Source organism: Corallococcus sp. AS-1-12 (assembly GCF_020036995.1).
Lineage (GTDB): Bacteria > Myxococcota > Myxococcia > Myxococcales > Myxococcaceae > Corallococcus.
Genome location: NZ_JAIQDD010000003.1, coordinates 119,879 through 137,338 on the forward strand (window position 1 = coordinate 119,879; position 17,460 = coordinate 137,338).

Below are 17,460 nucleotides of genomic sequence, written 5' to 3' on the forward strand. Positions count from 1 at the left end.
TCCGGGGTCTCCAGGGGATGAAGGCAAACCGCTGGCTGTTGCTGGGGGCCCTGGGTGTGGCCCTGGGTGTCGTCGCTTGTAGCAGTGGAGACATCGGCAAGCCGCCGGACCCACCGCCGGTCACGGTGGATGCCGGAACGGACGCGGGGCAGCCCCTGCCCGACGCGGGACCGGGCTCCCAGTGCCTCGGCGAGGGCACGGCGTGCAGCCGGGACTCGGGCGCCCAGTGCTGTACGGGCCTCTGTTCGGAGACGGGCGTCTGTCCGGCCCCCAGTGCCCAGTGCACCGCCGCGGGTGATGCCTGCACCAGCGGCATCGAGTGCTGCACGAACAGTTGCCTGGACGGCAAGTGCTCCACGCTGCAGTGCCTGGACGTGGGCAGCACGTGCGCCAGCGCGGAGGCGTGCTGCACGAAGCTCTGCGGCGCGGACGGCAAGTGCGCGGCGCTGCCTTCCAACAACACCAGCAGTTGCAAGGTGCCGGGCCAGGCCTGCACCGGCGCGGGGGACTGCTGCTCCAGCAACTGCCAGGGAGGAATCTGCAAGGCGGCGTACTCGTGCCAGGCCAACAACGACCTGTGCATGAAGGGCGCGGACTGCTGCGGCGGTGTGTGCTCGCAGGAGAACACGGGCACCCCGGGCCGCTGCGTGGCGGTCAGCGGTGGCGGCGCGGGCGGCTGCCTCCAGGACGGCAACCCGTGCTCGGGCTCCAGCACCTGCTGCTCGCGCACGTGCGTGGACCTGGGCTTCGGCACCACCGTGTGCCAGCCGGTGGGCGGCTGCCGTCCCACGGGCGACTACTGCACCGACGACGGCGTGTGCTGCGGCGGCGAGAAGCTGTCCAACGCGGTGGACTGCCGCGAGAGCCGCTGTGACAAGCCGAATGGCTGCAACCCGGTGGGCAACATCTGCGGCAGCGGCCAACTGCCGGACGGCGGCATCATCGACGTGAACGCCCGCGAGGCCTGCTGCGACGGACAGAAGGCCGTGTGCAAGGTGGACTCCGCCGGCGTGCCGCGCTGCTTCGGCGGCTGCCCCAACAACAACTGCCCGGCGGGCTGCCCCACGGGCTACACCGGCGAGGAGCCGTGCTGCATCGCGCAGGACCAGCAGTGCCAGTTCTCCGACCAGTGCTGCGGCGACGCACGCTGCCTGCCCGGCGCGGATGGCGGCCTGACCTGCCAGAAGACGACGACGTGCGATCCCGTGGGCACGCCCTGTGACCCGCAGGCCTCCAAGTGCTGCGCCGGCACCACCTGCTTCATCGCCTCCGAGTTCGGCTACGCCTGCCGTACCGGGGACGTGCCGGGCGGTGGCGGCACGGACGGCGGCACGGGCACCCAGGACGGCGGCACGGGGGGGACGGACGCGGGCACGTGCGCCGCGAACGGGAAGGCCTGCGCCACGGGCTCCGCCTGCTGCTCCGGCATCTGCACCAGTGGCACCTGCTCGGCCCCCAGCGCCTGTCAGCCGCAGGGCCAGGCCTGCACCTCGCCCGCGGACTGCTGCGTCGGGCTCGGCTGCAACATCCCGGGTGGGAGCATCGTCGGCACCTGCGAGAAGGGTTCCACCTGCTCCGCCGCCGGTCAGGCCTGCTCGACCACCAGCCCGTGCTGCCCGCTGCTCAGTTGCGAGACGGTCACCGGGGAAGCCTGCACCGGCACGACGCCCTGCACGTGCAACAGCACCATCGGATGACGGAGACACCCATCATGTTCACACCCCTTCCGCGTGCCTTGACCGCCGTCGCATGTTCCCTCTTCCTGTCCCTGGGCCTCACGGCCTGCGGGGATGACGACATCAGCTCGGACGAGCAGGCCCGCCGCGCGTACCTCGGGCTCGACCCGTCCGTGAGCAAGGCCCTGCAGTTGGGCTTCCTCGGCTTCAACGCCGCGTCCAGCGCGAACATCCCGCCCCAGTCCACGACGGGCGCCGCCTCCGGGACGCTGCTCGTCACCGGGCAGGTGGACCAGGGCAGCTCGGCCAACAAGGGCATGCGCCTGCGCATCGGCATGACCCGCTACTCCGACGGTGAGATCCTCCCGGGCGGGGACGAGGAGCCGGTGAACATCACCTACGCTTCGAGCGCGGACACGGCGACGCAGCCGGAGCTCACCCTCCAGTTGCGCGACATCCCGGGCGGCACGTTCACCGGGACGCTCAAGGGGCCCTTCCAGATGACCGGGGACCTGGAGGGCAGCGTCACCCTGGACCTCACCCTCACGGGTGAAATCGAGGACGACGGCACCGGCCAGGTCCGCCGCACGCCGGGCAGCACCCACGTGACGGGCACCGCCACGTCCGGCGACGGCGTCTACACCGTCGACGTCACGCAGTAGCGGAAGGGGTCCACCGCTGCGCCGCAGGGAAAAAAGAGCCCAGCAACCCGGTGGGGTTGCTGGGCTTTTGACTGCATCCGCGGTGCTTCGGCTTACGGCGCGAGGATGCGCACCTGGAGCTGCCCCGTGCGCACTTCCGTGACGAGCACCAGCTCACCGTCGTGCACGAACACCCGCTTCGCGAGGCCGGGGTAGTAGCCCGCCGAGAGGATGTCGAAGGTGCTGCTCAGCACGCGCAGTTGCGTCGTGTTGCCCACCGTGTCGATGAGGTAGTAGCGGCCGTTGTGGAAGGCGGCGTCCACGAACGACAGGCCCATGCTGGTGCGGTAGGTGAGGTCGGCGGCGTTGAAGAACAGGCCGCTGCCCACCAGGACGCCTGACTCGTCCGGCAGGAGCCGGATGGGGTTGGGCAGGTTGTAGTCACCGTGGTACGGCGAGTCCCGCTCGGCGCCCAGCGTGCCCGCCACCGGATCCACGTCCACCATCGTCACGTCCGTCGGCGACACGCCCGCGTTGAGCAGGTAGACGCGCTTGTTCACCGGGGAGAACACGAGGGCGCGAGCGGAGTAGCGCCACTCGGCCGTGGCGACGCGCGCGCCTGTGGCTCGCTGGTAGAGCGAGTGCGAATCCCAGGCGCCGGAGCCGTCGATGGTGAACAGGTAGTTTCCGGCCACCACCATGCTGGAGACCGTCTCCGGCGCCGCGGCGAAGAAGCGGACGGTGCCGTCGCTCGAGAAGGCGTCCATGCGCCCGCCGGTGTAGGCCAGGTACGTGGTGGCCCCGTCCGGAGTCACCGCCATGGACACGGCGTCCGCCGTGCCCGCGTAGGCGCTCAGGAAACGGCGGTTCTTCACGTCGAGCCGGTGGACCCGGTCGGCGTTGCGGTCGAAGAAGTGGATGATGCCCCCGCTGGTCAGCGTGGCGTCATCCACGTTGAAGGCGAGCTGCGCGCCGTCGAGGACGATGCCCCCATCCTGGGTCGAGCCACCGTCGGACGTGCCCCCGTCGCTGGACGGCTCGCCCGTCTCCAGCGAGCCGACGATGTCGATGCCACCGGTCCCCGGCGTGCTGGGGCAGTTCGTGAGGTCGCGGCGCAGGACGAGGTTGGCCGAGGTGACGCTGCCGGCGACCACATCCACCTGGGTGCTTCCCGAGTACACCACCCGGCCGGAGGCGTTGAGCGCGTTCACCTGGACCGTCCGGGCCGTGCCCGCCGGGACCTGGGTGATGCGGCCCTGGATGGACGCATCCGTCACCTGGAGCGCCACGGGACCCAGGGTCGTCATGTCCGGCGCGGAGACCGTCGCGTTGGCCGAGCTGACTCCGCAGACATCCCCTGTCAGGGCGATCTCCATGCGGATGACTTCGGAGCCCTCCTCGGGCATCCCCTGGCACGCGGCAAGCCACGCGCACGTGGCCAGCATCCCAATCCATCGAATGGCAGTATTCATGCTTGTCTGTTCCGTGGCCCTTGAGGCCACGCCCCCTGTTGGTGTCTGGTTGTGAGGCTTTGGCCGTGACGGGCGGCAGTTTAAAGCCTGACGGAGATGGTTTCGCAACCGGCCTCAAGGGACAGGAAGGCAAAGCCAGAGGGGGTGGACCGCACCCTCCACCAGGCCATCCGTTGCGCGGAAAAGCGTAAGGCCCGGAACCTTGCGATTCCGGGCCCTTCTGACTGGCGAGGAGTACGGGACTTGAACCCGTGGCCTCCGGCGTGACAGGCCGGCGTTCTAACCAACTGAACTAACTCCCCACAAACGCTCCTGGGCGGAACAGGTGCTGCGGCTGCCGCCCCGGGCGGGCGCCGGTCTACCGCTGATCACCGGATAAGTACAGTGGGAAGGAGCGCCCGCTTGCTGGACGGTGGGCTCAGGGGGCCGCGGGAGCCGTGAAGTTCACCACGGTGCCGTTGGCTCCCGCGGCCACGATGCGAGCGGGGTTGGAGCCATCCAGGGAGTACAGCGGGACTGTCCCCGAGTACGCCGTGGTCCACGTAAAGCCATCGTAGAAGTGGATGAGCCCTTCGCTGGTGGCGACGTAGATGCCCTTCTCACTGAAGGCGAGGACGTCCTGGATGGCGGCCTTCGCTTTGCCGGTGGACTCCAGGACGGTAGGCAGGGAGGTCCAGGCTCCGCCATTCCGCTTGAGGACCAGTCCGTTGTCTCCCGCCGCGTAGGTGAAGCGGCCCCCCGTGACATGGATGCCCCTGAGAAACCCGTCGTAGGCTCCGACAGGGAGGTCCGTCTTCCACGAGGAGCTGGCCGTGTCATAGCGGTAGGCGACTGCCTTGCTATTGATATCCCCACCCACGGCCAGCAATGAGTCCTCGGAACCCGCGCTCGAAATCGCACGAAGGTTTTGGAGACCGGCGCCGAACTCAGAAAGAGAATCAGCGAGATTGTAGGGCGCCTTCCATTTGAAGATCTTGCCATTGGTCGCGACGGCATAGACCGTGGCGCTGGAGTGGGTCTGCTCGATACCCGTGATGCCCTGCAACGCCAGCGTCGATGCGCCGGGTACGTTGATGCTGAAGCAGTCCGGATCCGTGTCGGGGAGCCGTGTCGCCATCTTTCCTGAATCTCCGGCGACAAAGACGCGCCCGTTCGCGCCCACCCACACCGCCTTCCAGTTCCCCTGGCAGGAGGCATTCGTATACGACGCCGTGCCGGTCGTGCTGTCGAAATGGACGAGCTTGTTCGGTCCGGCCATCCATGCCTTCCGCCCCTCGTCGTAGAGGGCGATGGTCATCAGGTCCCCGCTTCCTCCAACGTATGTACTGGTCGTCCAGGTGAGGGGAGCGCACCCTTCGTCCACACCGCCGGAGCAATTGTTGTCCAGGCGGTCGCATGCCTCCGGCAGCCCATTGCGGACGTAGATGGAACTCTCGTCGCAGTCCTCGAACTGGGAAACACCGCCAGCCACCGGCGACCGACAGCCCACCCCCGCGGCCTGTCCCTTGTAGCCATCGCCGTCGCCATCCACGAACCAGGTCACCGGATTCTCAGTCGGGAGTCGCGCGCAGGCCGTCTGGCCTGGAGTGGATGCACACGCGACCTTGCCCGAGCACTTGAGGTCATCTTCGCAAGCACTGTCGACGCCGAAGTCCTCGTCGTTCATGCCATTGCAGTTGTCATCCTTGCCATCGCAGCGGAACTCCGTCCGACCCGGCCGGACCTGCCCGTCGGCGTCGTTGCAATCTCCTCCAACCGCCACGGCGCCAACAGGCTGGACGCAGCTCTCCACCCGGAGGCTTCCGTAGCCGTCCCCGTCCGCGTCCGTGTACCAGACCTGCTTGTCGGTCGCGTCCGACTCCCCGAGGGTGCAGTTGTCATCCTTCCCATTGCACACCTCAAAGGCGCTGGGGCTCACGGCGCTGTCCCTGTCGTTGCAATCGGTACCACTGACGACACCCGCCGCGTCGGCGCTGCTGAAGTAGCCGTCGCCATCCTCATCGACGGCCCTCACGGTGAAGGCCACATCCAGCGTGCCCTCCTCGGGAACCTGCGCCTTCATCTCCTGTGCGGCGCCCACCGCGGGGCCAGAACAGTCGAGTTCACGCAGTTGCGCCGTCACGCGCAGCATGCGGCCCCAGTCCTTCTTGCGGAACACCTCCGCCGACACGGTGCCCGGCGTCTTGCCGGGGATCGCCACGTCGAGGCTCCTCGTGTTGCTCGCGTTGTCCGCGTCCGTGGCCGTCACCGTGACGCATCCGCGCATGAAGCCGATGTAGCCGACGGTGACGTTCAGCGCTCCGGACGTGTCGTCCATGGCGTCACACCGCTCGGGGAATTGCTTGCACAGCTTCTGCTTTTCCAGGTCGAAGTCGGTACAGGCCGCGCTCGCGAGCACGAACACGACCAGCGCCGCGCGCAGTCGAGGGAAGCTCATGGCCACCTCCCATACACAAGCGCCGACCGTCCATCCGTCCCCAGTTGCATGGCGAACTTCTCCTCGGGAGCCCCCATCAGATACATGCCCGCCGCCAACCCCAGCCCCAGGACGCCGACCCCCAGCAGGCCCACACCCGCGGCTTGCAGTGTCCGGCCTCGCGACACGGAACGGTCAATGTCCGCGGAGGTCGCCAGGGACGGGTCCGCGTTGCGAAGCTTTGATGCCTCCCCACGAGACAGCGCCCAGGAAATCCCACCCGCGACCATGAGCGCGCCACCGGCAATGGCAGGGATATAGGCCTTGGATCGCAAGGAACCCGTCCGAGCCTCCTGGGTCACCTGGAGCGGGGATGCGGTGGGCGCCGACGCGATGTCGGACGGAGACGCGATTCGGGGCGGTGAGGACGGCGGAGCCACTTCCCGCGGCGCATCCGTCGTCTGGCGCGGCGTGGGACTGGGGACGTCACGGCGCGCTTGCTGCGCGCGTTTCACGGCCTTCCGCAGCGCTTCGAACTGGTTCGACACCTTGGGCGACACCTTCACGGGGAGCTGTGCGTCCGGCCGCAGGACCAGTGCCGACGTGAAGGCGGCGGACGCCTCCTCCGTCCGGATCAACTCCGCCAGGAGCAGGCCTTCCCAAAGAGACAGCTCGACGTCGTCCTCTGGTCCGTTCGCCTGCTGCCGTGCCGTGGCGACCTGCCCGAGGGCACTTTCGAACTCGAGCTCCTCGTAGAGGTTGGCAATGGCCTTCAGGTGGCTCTTCACCTCGCTGCTTGGGGCCGCCAGCCCGACGGACGGCAGGACGATGAGAAAGACCCAGCAGAGGGTCGGCCCCAATGCCTGAGATGAACGCATGAACTCCTCCCGGAACCGGGCAACTCCTAACATGGGGGCGCACAGGAGGGGAAATGAGAGCCGTCTCCCACTCGATGGTGCCCGGCAGGTCATGCCGCTCGCTGATGGCTTGAGTCTGGATGGTATTCACGGCTCGGACGGCCGGACCTGCTGCTATGAATGCGCCTCATGGGAAACGCATCCGGCAGACAGAAGCAGAAGCCGCTCATCCTCGGTCCCGCTCCTGGCTCCGGCATGGGCGTCTACGCGGTGACGTTCGACACGCTGGAAGACCGCGAGCTGGCCACGCTCGAGGAGAGCAGGTCCCCGGATGCCTTCTACCTGCCCTGGAAGTCGGGTGACGTCACGGAGGGCGGGATCGACCTCACCACCGACACCGTCACGTACTTCTTCACCGCGAACCTGAGCGGCTGCAGCCTCTGGTACAAGTTCCAGGATGGCCGCATCTTCATCCGGCACGAGGCCCGCACCGACAGCGCCTCGCAGAACCTGCACAAGCTGGCCGGCTTCAAGTGCGTCGTCGACAGCAGCCTGAACCCGGACGACGTCCAGCTCTCCGTCGACCCGGAGACGATGGTTCGCAAGGCGCGGTACTACGTCGTCTACGCGATCTTCGACCACGAGGCGCGGCAGGTGGAGTTCCGCGCCCAACTGGTCGCGCAGCAGACGAACCTGCTCAACCGGCAGGAGTCCTACGAGCTGGTCAAGGTCACCGCCGTCGCCGTCAAGTTCCCCAAGGCGTAGTGCGGAAGGGCGCCTTCGCGGATCCGCGCTACGCCGGGGTGCGCTTGCGGCGCCGCGACACGATGCGGCTCAGGCCCACCTCGGTGATGCCGAGGTAGGCCGCCACGTCGCGCTGGGGAATCCGTCCCTTCAGGTGCGGATGCTCCTCCCAGAAGTTCACGAGCCGCTCCTCCGCGGACAGCTCCAGGAACTCCTGCTCACGGCGCTCCTTGAGGAGGAAGTGCTGCTCCGCCACCCGGCGGGCCAGCCGCTCCCAGCACACGTGGCCCTGCTCCAGCGTCTGGAAGTCCCGCGCCTGGAACACCAGCACGCGGCTCGGCTCGAGCGCTTCAATCGCGGTCATTGAAGGCCGCCGCTGCAACATCTCCGCGTAGGCGCCAATCAGCTCGCCCTCGGCTCGGAAGGCCTTGATGGATTCGCCCCCGCGTGGCGACACGCGCACGCCCCGGAAGACGCCCTGGAGCACCACGGCGAACCGGTCCGCCGCATCCCCTGGACGCAGGAAGAGCTCCCGCTTCTCGAGCGCCTGTTCCTTCGCCACGGCCTCGGCCTTCACCCACTCCTCGGGAGGAAGCGGGGCCAACGTGGCGAGGCGCTCGAAGAGCTTGGGGAATCTCACGTCTCGAAGGACCCTGGCTTGACCTGGGTTAAGGCGCAGGCCGCGCCGGGAACCATATACCGGCGGCATGTCCATCAACGTCTATGCCGTGGCGACGCCCTTCGTCATTGCCCTGGCCCTGACCGAGTTCGCCTGGTGCGTGGTGCGGCGCAACGGCTACTACAGCTTCCAGGACTCCATCGCGAGCATGGGCACGGCGGTGATGAACCAGTGCGTCAACGTCGCGGTGGCCCTGCTGGTGCTGCCCCTCTTCACGCAGTTGGGGCAGTTCGCGCCGTGGAGGCTGGACGTATCGTCGCCCCTGTCGCTGGTGGCGCTCTTCCTGGGCGTCGACTTCCTCTTCTACTGGTTCCACCGCTTCGGGCACCGCACCAACATCGGCTGGGCGGCCCACTCGCCGCACCACTCCACGGAGGAGCTCAACTACGCGGTGGCCTTGCGCGCGAGCGTGACACAGCGCCTCTTCTCGTTCCTGTTCTACTGGCCGCTGGTGCTGGTGGGCTTTCCCCCGGAGGCCGTGCTGGCGATGGTGGCCTTCCACCTGGTGCTCCAGTTCATCCCCCATACGCGGGTCATCCCCAAGCTCCCTCGGTGGGTGGAGTCGTGGCTGAACACGCCGTCACACCATCGCGTGCACCACGCTCGCAACGACGCGTACATCGACAAGAACTACGCGGGCTTCCTCATCATCTGGGACCGGATGTTCGGCACGTATGAAGAGGAGACCGAGCCGTGCTCCTACGGCCTGACCACCCCGGCGAACACCTGGGACCCGACGGTCATCAACTTCCAGGCGTGGGCCCGGCTCTTCGCGGACGCCGTCGCCACGAAGAGCCACTGGGACCGGCTGCGGCTCTGGGTGATGCCCACGGGCTGGCGGCCCGCGGACCTTCCTCCTCGCGAGCTGGGGTACTGGAAGCAGGGGGGCGCGGAGGTGAAGTACCACTCGCGGGAGCTGCCTGGCGTCCGCGGGTACCTCGTCTTCCAGTTGTTCGCGTCGATGCCGTTCATGCTCCTGGTGAGCCACCACGCCTCGCCGCTGTCGGGGTGGCAGAAGGTCGCGTTGAGCCTGCTGCTCTGGGCGATGGCGACGGCCTGGAGCGGGATGCTGGAGTCGAAGGCCTGGAGCGAGCCCTTGGAGCTGGCCCGGGTGCTCGCGATGGGCGTGGCCGTGACGCTGTGGCTGGTCCAGGCGAGCGCGCCCCAGACGTGGAGCGCGCTCACGGCGGCGTGGCTGATGGTCTCGCTGGTGTGGCTGCGCGTGGCTCGGGGGGCCGCCAGCCGGAGGTCCCAGGCGAATCCCTTCCCAGGCTGAGCGCGCGTGTCAGGGAGGAGGGGGAGGCCCTGGCGGAAGCTGATGCTCTTTCGACGGAGCGGGGCCCAGGTGCTGCTGGAACCAGGGGAGCAGCGAGGGGCCATCCGTCAGAAGCAGCTCAACGCCTTGTGTTCCCCCGCCGCACCAGCGCTCCTCGCGCAGGCGGAGGACGTCCTCGCGCACCAGTTGTCCGAACACCGCCTGTCCGTCGCGGAGCTTCAGCTCCAGCAGGATGGACTCCCAAGGCGGCGTCGTCAGGGCCGGGTCCCGTGAAACCGTGGCCCGGGGCAACGCGGTCCGAAGCTGCGCCAACAGGGGCTCGGGCATCCGCGCCAACTCCTTGTCTCCCTGGCAGGAGACAAGCCGGGCCGATTCAACAAGCGTCGCCTCCGCCTTGAGCCGCTCCGCCGCGCTGGCGCCCCGGGCCGGCTCCTTACAAGCCAGAGCCATGAGCAGCGTCGCGGCGAGCCCCGCGCGGAGCCACGTCTGGATGACGTCAGGCCACGTGTCGGAGTCAGAGGAGGAGATCGCCGGTGTCATCGGTCACAAGTACCATGGCGTTCTTGAGGAAGTCGTCTTCGCACGGCTGCCAATGGCAGTGGACAGCCTCGCTGGAGAAGACCATTCCGCGGCTCAAGCAGGAGCCGGGCAACGGACTTTTCCGTGGACCGACCTTGTTCGCGGGGCTCTCGAAAAGCTCGTGAGCCGGTTGGAGTTCGGCTCGGGGGCGGTGTCGATGCGGTACGTGCCGAAGAGATAGCCATTGGGGTCGCCCCGGAGCCGCGCGCCCGGGGGGCCTCGTTCAGGCCACCTCCCCGGACGCGCGGGTGCTGCTACCGCCTGGAGCCCGCGCTCAGCGCGTGTACCAGTTCTGGGCGTTCGTGCCGTTGCACTCCCAGAGCTGAATCCGGGTTCCCAGCGCCGTGCTGCCATTGTCGACATCCAGGCAGCGGTTGGGGGCCAGGGCGCTGCGCACCGTGGTGCCTACCACCGTCCACCGCTGGGCGGGCGTGCCATTGCATCCAAAAATCTGGATGCGCGTGCCCGGCGTGGAATCGCCGTTGGCGACGTCCAGACAGAGATTGGACGCCAGGCCGCTCCGCAGCTCTCCCTGGGGCGTCAGGCTCCACCGCTGCGCGGCCGTGCCGTTGCACTCCCAGAGCTGGGTGGGCGTTCCCTGCGCGGGGTTGCCGTTGGTCACGTCGAGGCAGCGATTCGGGTCCAGGGCGCTGACCAGGCTGGGGGCGGACACCGCATACATGGCGCTCAGCGCGGTGCGGTCGCTGTCGGTGAACTCGCCTGATTCCACGGCGCGGAAGCAGGAGTTCATGATGGAGGCCCCCACGCTCGCCGTGGTCGGCGTGCCCGGGATGTGGATCGCCCCGACACCGGCGTCACCCTCATTGCCGCCGGAGCCGCAACTGATGGCCCGGTTGTAGTAGTCCGAGTGGCGGAAGCCGATGGTGTGGCCCAACTCGTGGGTGATGACGTGCTCGATGACGTCGACGCCGTACTGGCTGAGCTGGCCGCCGATGGTGATCTGCCCGAACGGGTTGCCGTTCGCCGGGAACCCGGCCACGCCGCCATTCATGTTCGGGTCGATGACCGCGTTGATGGTGAAGCTGCAGCCGGTGCTCGGCGTGCGCGCCATGGTGAAGGTGAGCGGAATCTCCGCGTAGTTCTGGATGGCCAGGTCCAGCGCCGTGCTGAACACCCCGGTGAACGCCGAGCCGTTGACGCAGATCTTCGTCAGGGCCGGGCTGACGACGTTGTTCGTGCGGTACTGCTCCTCGGTGGTCGTGTCGGTCGCGAGCATCTCGCGCGAGGCCTCCAGGGTCACCTCGGCGTCACGCCCGACATAGACCTTCCCCTCGACCACCATGATGTCGTTGGAAGGGAACCCGGCACCCATCAGGTTGGCGACGATCTCCTGCGTCTCGTCCGCGGGCTCGCCACACCCGAGGCCCAGCGCGATGCACCCTGCCGCGACGACGAAGCTTCGTGAGAACATGAAGGGAAGGTCCTTTGTAAGAGGGATGAATTGCAGTTGCCTACGCGCAAAACGAGGCAAACGGGTTATAGCAGAAAATCAATCTAGATGCCCTGGCCATGGGTGCCAGAGCAGACTGTCAGACCGCGAGGGCATGCTCCGGTCGACGGACACCCGAGCGAAGGACGTTCATGGCAACCCTGAAACAGCTTGCGTTCCGGATGGCGCGCACCCCTGCCTCCGGCTCCCTGGTGCGCTTCGGCTTCGCGCACGCGGACCGGCTCCTGCCCCTCACCTCCGTGGACCGCTCGGCGCAGGCCGCCATCTACCGCCACCCGCGCCCCGTCTACGGCACCTTCCACCACATCGCCGTCCCCCTGCGCGGCGTGCCGGACGTCTTCGCCCTGGCGCACCCGCGCCACGCCGGGCTTCGCGCGGACCTCTTCGCGCTCATCGCCGGAGCACGGCAGCGGACCCCCGCGTCGGTGCTCGTCAACGCGGGCCCCCGGCAGGACGTGGGCCAGGTGCACTTCCACCTCACGGACGACACGCCCTTCCGTGACGCCGTCCGCTCGGAGCACCTCACCTGGCCGGACTGGGACGCGGCCGTCCGCGCGCTGACCTCCGTCCCCGACATCCAGGAGCGCTACCGCGCTGGCTTCTCCCTGCGCCAGGACGCCGGGGACCCCCGGGTGCGCCTCATCTGATGGCCGTGGGGGACCAGAACCCCGCCAGCGCTCCCGACGCGTGGGCCTCGGTGTAGCGGCGCAGGTCCTCCGCGTTGTCCGCTTCCAGCCAGCCAGAGGCGATGCGCACGGCGTGGACCGCCACGCCCTCGGAGATGAGGTCCTGGAGGAGGGCCGTCATGGAGATGTTCCAGTAGCGCGGATCCATCGCCACGCGCTGGTCGAAGCGCTCCAGGAGCGCGTGCAGGACTCCGGGCCCGAACCGCAAGAGGCCGATGTATTGCCCCTGCACCTCGTCCACCGAACGCACCCGCGCGCCGATGTCCACGATGCGCTCGCCTTCCAGGCGCAAGGACTCGCAGTCCGTCGTGGGGTCCTCCATCCGCAGCTCCCAGAGCTGGCGCCACTGCGTGTCGATGGCGACTTCGATGTCCCGCGACGCGGCGAGCATCCGCGCCAGCACCTCGTACGAGAAGACGATGTCCCCGTAAGAGACGAGGACCGGCTCCGTGCGGGACACCACCGGCAGGCTGAAGCGCAGCGTGGAGACCATGTTGCCGGTGGTGTAGGCCGGGTTCACGACGACGCGCACGTTGCGTCCCGCCCGGGTCAGCTCGGGGTACGCGCCGGCCATCACCGTGACGTCCACGCCGAAGTGCGCGTAGACGGCCAGTTGATGGTCGAGCAGCGGGGCCCCCGCCAGCTCCACCAGACACTTCGGCCGGTTCGCCGCGAGCGGCCCCATGCGGGTGCCCAGACCCGCCGCGAGGATGATGGCTTTCACGGTTCGTACGCCTCCATGGATTCGAGGACTGCGTGAAGGTGATGGGGCTCCCGCTCGGGGTGCCAGAGGATGCCCAGCGAGCGCCGCTCCCGGTTCGCGAAGGACTCCACCGCGCCGTCCTCCGAGCGGGCCAGGACGTGCCATCCCTCAGGCATGGAGTCCTCCGCCACGCCCCAGTGGTGGAAGCTGGCCACCTCCGCCGGGCCCCGCCACGCCCTGGCGAGTGGACCCGTCAGCACGTGGCGCACGCGCACGTGGCCTTCAACAGGCACGAGCCGCATCCCCGCGAAGCGCGCGAGCATCTGCGCGCCCCGGCACACGCCCAGCACCGGCGTGCGCGTCCGCGCGGCGAGCGACAGGAGAATGGACTCCGTCTCGTCGCGCGCGGACACGGAGTCCGGTCCGGTGCCTGGCGCGTCGTTGCCTCCACTCAGGATGACGAGCCCCGGACGCAGGGCCTCGAATTGGGCCACGGCCGCGGCGGCCACGTTCACCACGGGGAACGGTACCCAGCCGGCCTCCCACAGGCCCGAGGCCCAGGAGTCCTCGAGTCCGTCCCGCACCTCCGGGCGCCCCGGCACACGGTCGCTGCGCTGGGTGATGAGGACCACGCGGCGCTCACTCATGGACGAGCCTGCGCCCCCCGCAGTCCAGCGTCATCACCCGGCCCCCCGACAGCCGCCGGAACTGCTCCCGGCCCACGCCGATGGCGGCGGGCAGTTGCAGCTCGGTGCAGCGCACCGCCATGTGCGAGTTCGCGCCCCCGTACGCCGTGACGATGCCGGCGACGCCCAGCGCGAGCAGCCCGTCGTAGCCGGGGTCGGCGCGCTCCAGCAGCACGATGTTGCCGCGCACGCGCTCCGGGTCTGGCAGCCCGTCCGCGACCAGCACCGGCGCTCGCACGCACGCCTTGGTGACGAACAGGGGCTGCTCTCCGCTGCTCACGTGGAAGAGCAGGTGTGACGTGCGCACCAGGATGTCCGGCAGCTCGATGAGGTTGACGGCGGCGGCGTGCTCGCGGGCCTCCTCCACGGCGTCGCGGCACCACGACCGGGCCTCCAGCGGCGGCAGCGCCAGGGCGGTCTCCACCTGCTCCAGCGACAGGTGGGCCAGGTCATCCCGGCCCAGCCCCAGCGGCTCGCCCCACGCCGCCAGGTGTTCGAGCACGCCACTCAGCGTCTTGGTGAAGACGTGCTTGCCGTACTCGCGCCCCGCGATGCCCGCGCCCAGGTGCGAGAGGAACACCTCGCTGGTCATCGACAGGCCGGCGCTCCGGAGGCCCGCGCCCAGGCGCTCGTGGAGGCTCCGGGACAGGGGCGCCTCGTGCCTGAACGGCTCCTCCGCTCCGGAGATGAGCGGGCCGAAGTAGCGCTCCGGGTCCGCGCCGTAGTGGGGCATCCGGATGTCATAGGTCCCCGGGCGCAGGTGCCCGAACTCCGCGACGAGCGCCTCCAGGCCCAGCTCGCCCCGCCGCACGCGGTGCGCGTCCGCTTGCAGTTGCCCCGCCACCGTCCGGATGCGCTGGAGCACTTCGCGCTGCTCGCTGGCATCCATCACGCCCTCGCGCACGAAGCTCTTGAGCAGCGCGGTCACCACGAACGCCGTCCGTGCCAGGTGCGCGAAGGGCAGGGTGCCCAGCTTGCGCAGGCGCGAGAGGACGGGGCCGAGCCCGCCCTCGAAGCCCGGCGCGAACGGATGGGCCCGGAGCTGCTCCACCTGCTCCACCTGCGCGGGCAGGTCGCGAAGCCCGTGGAGCGTGATGTCCCGCAGCGCGGTGGCCAGGGCGTCCAGCTCCCCCGCGTCCAACGAGGACGCGTAGAGCCTCCGAAGCCGCTCGCGCAGGCCGAGGCTCGCGCACGTGTCCGCGATCTCGAACTCCACCTTGTCGTGCAGCTCGGGGGCGCTGGCGAGCCGGGCCAACTGCTGGGAGACCAGGACCTCCGCCACGCGCACCGGGGTGACGGCCGGGATGAAGGAGTTGAGCGAGGCGCGCACGTCCACGTAGGCGTGCCCCGCGAAGTCGCGCAGCAGGGGCGTGCCGCGCAGGTCCCGGTAGCCGTAGGCCGCGCGCTGCTCCGCCCAGGTCCGGTCCGTGATGAGCCCGCCGTAGAGCGTCCGTGCGAGCGGGAGCGGACGCCGGCCAATCATCTCCGCCGGGTTCCAGTCCGTCATCGTGCTGTAGACGGGCCCGTCTCCGACGACGGGGGCCTTGGGCCGCAGCAGCGCCTGGTGTGCCTTGCAGGCATCCGCCAGCAGCATCGCCCGGCGGACCTCGCCTCCCTCCGGCAGCGACGAGCCCTTGGCGATGGGGCGCACCTGGAAGAGGTGGAAGTCACCGCCCGCCAGCGCGAACTCGATGTCCAGCGCCTCCACCCCAATGAGCTTCACCAGCTCACGCCCCACGGTGACGACGCGGCGGAGCGAATCCGGCAGCAGGCCCCGGGGCACGGCGTGCTCCACGTACGCGGAGGAGGGTTTCTCCAGGGCGCCGGAGGTGATCTGATCCGTGCGCCCGCTGGAGACGTCCGACGCCACCACCCAGTAGGAGGCCAGCGTCTCCGGGTGCCGCGCCATCAGCACGCCGCTCTCGCTCACGGGGTGGACGTAGGACTGGAGGAAGACCTTCTCCTCCCGGGCCCCCGGACCGTATGACTCGAACACGTCCGAGATGGCGCTGGCCACGGCCGCGGCATCGCCCGCGTCCACGTCGAGCACGGAGAGGAAGCGCCCCGCGTTCGACGCGTTCCACGCATCCTCCGCGGAGCAGGAGGAGCGCACCACGACGCGCGCGTCCCCGAAGCGCTCCCGCACCCGCTGGAGCACGGCGTCCCGGTCCCGGGCCCAGTCACCGCCCCGCACGATGTGCGGCCGGGAGATGCGCCACGGCCCGTGCAGCTCCGACAGGAGGTCGAGCGTGCGCGCCTTGTCCCCCAGCACGAGCCGGCCCGCGGGGGCCTGGGGCTCGGTGGAGACCTCGTCGTCTTCCAGCTCGAAGCACGCCACGTCACCCATCCGGGCCAGCGGGTCCACCGCTTCGTCCAGGTCCCATCGCTCCAGCACCTCACGCACCGCCTGGGTCCTTCCGACGATGAAGCGGCACGCTCCCCGCCAGGTCGCGATGACGGCGGAGGACTCCTGGAGCAGCACGCGAAGGGGGCGCGGGCGCGGGAGCACCGTGCCCTTGAACACGAGCGTCAGCGGCGCGCCGTCATACGTCCGGGCGAGCGTGTCCAGCACGCGCTCGGCCCAGGCCCGCATGGACGCGTGCACGGGCCCGACGCCACGGATGCGGCAGTCAGGAGGACTTCCAACCGGAGGGGTGGGGCGAAGCGTCGCGGCTTCGCGTTCCAGGGCTATCACGGGCGACCTCGCACGAGCGGACGTGGGGCAGGGCGCGTGCGCGGCATCGCATTGTGGCCTCTGCCCACGTGTGGTGGATTCGATGCATGAGAACCTTCGCCACGGATGAACGGCTGGCGTACCGCCGCCCGGGCAATGAGCTTCAGCCCCGCCCGTCCGAGGACCATGTCCTCTCCTACGAGTACCGCTTGATGCAGTTGCCGCTGGTTCGGCCGGACCACCCGGAGGTCGTGCCGTTCGACCTCAAGGCCGGCTACGACTGGCTGGGCACCTACCGCGCGCCCCGCGTCTCGCTGGTGGGCTTCGTGGACTTCGGCGCCTTCGCGCAGAGCCCCCAGTTCAACCGCTTCATGAACGCCGTGGCGATGACGGCCGCGGCGCGGAAGATCTCCTGGGAGACCGTCGAGCGGCGCAAATACAGACACCACTTCACCATCTGCAACGGACTCCACGAGCGGATGCCCATCGCGGACATCGTGCCCTTCGTGAAGCAGCGGCTGGAGGGCTTCCCGCGCTTCCGCATCCAGGTGAAGGGCGGCTGGTTCTGGGGCAAGAAGAACGGCCGCATCTACTTCCCCGTCTACCCGGAGCTGACGGACGGCCCGAACCCCGTGGACCACCTCACCGAGGTCCAGACGCGCCTGGGCCACTCGCTCCACCCGGGCTTCTACATCGGCTGCCTCCAGTTGATGGACCACCTGCGCTTCAACTCCGAGCTGGACGTGCACGAGGCGGACGAGCTCTTCGACGTGCTGAGGCGTTTCCGCGAGACGACCCTCGTGGAGCTCGACGTGACCGAGCTCTCCATCCTGCGCACGCACGACGACCTCATCCTCAAGAGCCGGGTGCTGGAGCGCGTACCGCTGACGGGGTGACGGG

At 69.1% G+C, this 17,460-nt stretch carries 15 protein-coding genes and 1 tRNA gene; 6 read left to right on the top strand and 10 right to left on the bottom strand.

Annotated features, from left to right (window positions below; genetic code table 11):
• Nucleotides 1-17: 17 nt before the first annotated feature.
• Both K8556_RS05315 and K8556_RS05320 read left to right on the top strand, forming a co-directional pair.
• The gene (locus tag K8556_RS05315; protein ID WP_223738922.1) at nucleotides 18-1,697 is read left to right on the top strand and encodes a hypothetical protein; all 1,680 of its coding nucleotides are present in this window, start codon (nucleotides 18-20) and stop codon (nucleotides 1,695-1,697) included.
• Between the two features lie 14 nt (nucleotides 1,698-1,711).
• On the top strand, nucleotides 1,712-2,338 hold the full coding sequence (locus K8556_RS05320; RefSeq protein WP_223738923.1) for a hypothetical protein: 627 nt from the start codon (nucleotides 1,712-1,714) through the stop codon (nucleotides 2,336-2,338).
• Nucleotides 2,339-2,430: 92 nt separating this feature from the next.
• Here the strand turns inward: K8556_RS05320 and K8556_RS05325 are convergent, their stop codons facing one another.
• From K8556_RS05325 to K8556_RS05340, 4 genes are all read right to left on the bottom strand, one after another.
• The gene (locus tag K8556_RS05325; RefSeq protein ID WP_223738924.1) at nucleotides 2,431-3,789 is read right to left on the bottom strand and encodes a hypothetical protein; all 1,359 of its coding nucleotides are present in this window, start codon (nucleotides 3,787-3,789) and stop codon (nucleotides 2,431-2,433) included.
• A 225-nt stretch (nucleotides 3,790-4,014) separates the two neighbouring features.
• Nucleotides 4,015-4,091 (bottom strand) — tRNA-Asp (locus K8556_RS05330).
• 116 nt (nucleotides 4,092-4,207) lie between these two features.
• On the bottom strand, nucleotides 4,208-6,226 hold the full coding sequence (locus K8556_RS05335) for a putative metal-binding motif-containing protein (protein ID WP_223738925.1): 2,019 nt from the start codon (nucleotides 6,224-6,226) through the stop codon (nucleotides 4,208-4,210).
• Nucleotides 6,223-6,993, bottom strand: a complete 771-nt coding sequence (locus K8556_RS05340) for a hypothetical protein (protein ID WP_223738926.1) — start codon at nucleotides 6,991-6,993, stop codon at nucleotides 6,223-6,225. Before K8556_RS05340 ends, K8556_RS05335 begins: the two co-directional genes overlap by 4 nt.
• Nucleotides 6,994-7,251: 258 nt before the next feature.
• Here K8556_RS05340 and K8556_RS05345 point away from each other — a divergent pair, with 258 nt between their 5' ends.
• On the top strand, nucleotides 7,252-7,827 hold the full coding sequence (locus K8556_RS05345; RefSeq protein WP_223738927.1) for a hypothetical protein: 576 nt from the start codon (nucleotides 7,252-7,254) through the stop codon (nucleotides 7,825-7,827).
• A gap of 28 nt (nucleotides 7,828-7,855) precedes the next feature.
• Here K8556_RS05345 and K8556_RS05350 read toward each other — a convergent pair whose 3' ends face one another.
• Nucleotides 7,856-8,446, bottom strand: coding sequence for a Crp/Fnr family transcriptional regulator (locus tag K8556_RS05350; protein WP_223738928.1), 591 nt, complete (start codon nucleotides 8,444-8,446; stop codon nucleotides 7,856-7,858).
• Nucleotides 8,447-8,513: 67 nt separating this feature from the next.
• Between K8556_RS05350 and K8556_RS05355 the strand changes: the two genes are divergently transcribed.
• Nucleotides 8,514-9,761 (top strand): sterol desaturase family protein, encoded by a 1,248-nt coding sequence (locus K8556_RS05355; RefSeq protein ID WP_223738929.1) that lies wholly within the window; start codon nucleotides 8,514-8,516, stop codon nucleotides 9,759-9,761.
• Nucleotides 9,762-9,770: 9 nt separating this feature from the next.
• Here K8556_RS05355 and K8556_RS05360 read toward each other — a convergent pair whose 3' ends face one another.
• Together K8556_RS05360 and K8556_RS39405 are read right to left on the bottom strand one after the other, a co-directional pair.
• The gene (locus tag K8556_RS05360) at nucleotides 9,771-10,301 is read right to left on the bottom strand and encodes a hypothetical protein (protein ID WP_223738930.1); all 531 of its coding nucleotides are present in this window, start codon (nucleotides 10,299-10,301) and stop codon (nucleotides 9,771-9,773) included.
• A 313-nt stretch (nucleotides 10,302-10,614) separates the two neighbouring features.
• Nucleotides 10,615-11,772 carry a M57 family metalloprotease gene (locus K8556_RS39405; RefSeq protein ID WP_304503933.1) on the bottom strand — a complete coding sequence of 386 codons (1,158 nt, stop codon included), beginning with the start codon at nucleotides 11,770-11,772 and terminating at the stop codon, nucleotides 10,615-10,617.
• Nucleotides 11,773-11,942: 170 nt separating this feature from the next.
• On the opposite strand from K8556_RS39405, the gene K8556_RS05375 reads away from it, so the two are divergent.
• Nucleotides 11,943-12,458 (top strand): hypothetical protein, encoded by a 516-nt coding sequence (locus K8556_RS05375; RefSeq protein WP_223738931.1) that lies wholly within the window; start codon nucleotides 11,943-11,945, stop codon nucleotides 12,456-12,458.
• Here K8556_RS05375 and K8556_RS05380 read toward each other — a convergent pair.
• From K8556_RS05380 to K8556_RS05390, 3 genes are read right to left on the bottom strand one after another with little or no spacing between them, the layout of a single operon-like run.
• Nucleotides 12,451-13,221, bottom strand: coding sequence for a phosphocholine cytidylyltransferase family protein (locus K8556_RS05380; protein WP_223738932.1), 771 nt, complete (start codon nucleotides 13,219-13,221; stop codon nucleotides 12,451-12,453). The genes K8556_RS05375 and K8556_RS05380 overlap by 8 nt on opposite strands.
• Nucleotides 13,218-13,847, bottom strand: a complete 630-nt coding sequence (locus K8556_RS05385) for a gamma-glutamyl-gamma-aminobutyrate hydrolase family protein (protein WP_223738933.1) — start codon at nucleotides 13,845-13,847, stop codon at nucleotides 13,218-13,220. Before K8556_RS05385 ends, K8556_RS05380 begins: the two co-directional genes overlap by 4 nt.
• Nucleotides 13,840-16,491 (bottom strand): PEP-utilizing enzyme, encoded by a 2,652-nt coding sequence (locus tag K8556_RS05390; protein ID WP_223738934.1) that lies wholly within the window; start codon nucleotides 16,489-16,491, stop codon nucleotides 13,840-13,842. Before K8556_RS05390 ends, K8556_RS05385 begins: the two co-directional genes overlap by 8 nt.
• A gap of 176 nt (nucleotides 16,492-16,667) precedes the next feature.
• Here K8556_RS05390 and K8556_RS05395 point away from each other — a divergent pair, with 176 nt between their 5' ends.
• Nucleotides 16,668-17,456, top strand: a complete 789-nt coding sequence (locus tag K8556_RS05395) for a hypothetical protein (RefSeq protein ID WP_223738935.1) — start codon at nucleotides 16,668-16,670, stop codon at nucleotides 17,454-17,456.
• Nucleotides 17,457-17,460: the final 4 nt, after the last annotated feature.

Excerpts from the sequence above, each read along its gene's own strand:
- K8556_RS05315 (WP_223738922.1), top strand. The coding sequence starts at position 18 with ATGAAGGCAAACCGCTGGCTGTTGCTGGGGGCCCTGGGTGTGGCCCTG.
- K8556_RS05320 (WP_223738923.1), top strand. The coding sequence starts at position 1,712 with ATGTTCACACCCCTTCCGCGTGCCTTGACCGCCGTCGCATGTTCCCTC.
- K8556_RS05325 (WP_223738924.1), bottom strand. The coding sequence starts at position 3,789 with ATGAATACTGCCATTCGATGGATTGGGATGCTGGCCACGTGCGCGTGG.
- K8556_RS05335 (WP_223738925.1), bottom strand. The coding sequence starts at position 6,226 with ATGAGCTTCCCTCGACTGCGCGCGGCGCTGGTCGTGTTCGTGCTCGCG.
- K8556_RS05345 (WP_223738927.1), top strand. The coding sequence starts at position 7,252 with ATGGGAAACGCATCCGGCAGACAGAAGCAGAAGCCGCTCATCCTCGGT.
- K8556_RS05355 (WP_223738929.1), top strand. The coding sequence starts at position 8,514 with ATGTCCATCAACGTCTATGCCGTGGCGACGCCCTTCGTCATTGCCCTG.
- K8556_RS05360 (WP_223738930.1), bottom strand. The coding sequence starts at position 10,301 with ATGACACCGGCGATCTCCTCCTCTGACTCCGACACGTGGCCTGACGTC.
- K8556_RS39405 (WP_304503933.1), bottom strand. The coding sequence starts at position 11,772 with ATGTTCTCACGAAGCTTCGTCGTCGCGGCAGGGTGCATCGCGCTGGGC.
- K8556_RS05375 (WP_223738931.1), top strand. The coding sequence starts at position 11,943 with ATGGCAACCCTGAAACAGCTTGCGTTCCGGATGGCGCGCACCCCTGCC.
- K8556_RS05385 (WP_223738933.1), bottom strand. The coding sequence starts at position 13,847 with ATGAGTGAGCGCCGCGTGGTCCTCATCACCCAGCGCAGCGACCGTGTG.
- K8556_RS05395 (WP_223738935.1), top strand. The coding sequence starts at position 16,668 with ATGAGAACCTTCGCCACGGATGAACGGCTGGCGTACCGCCGCCCGGGC.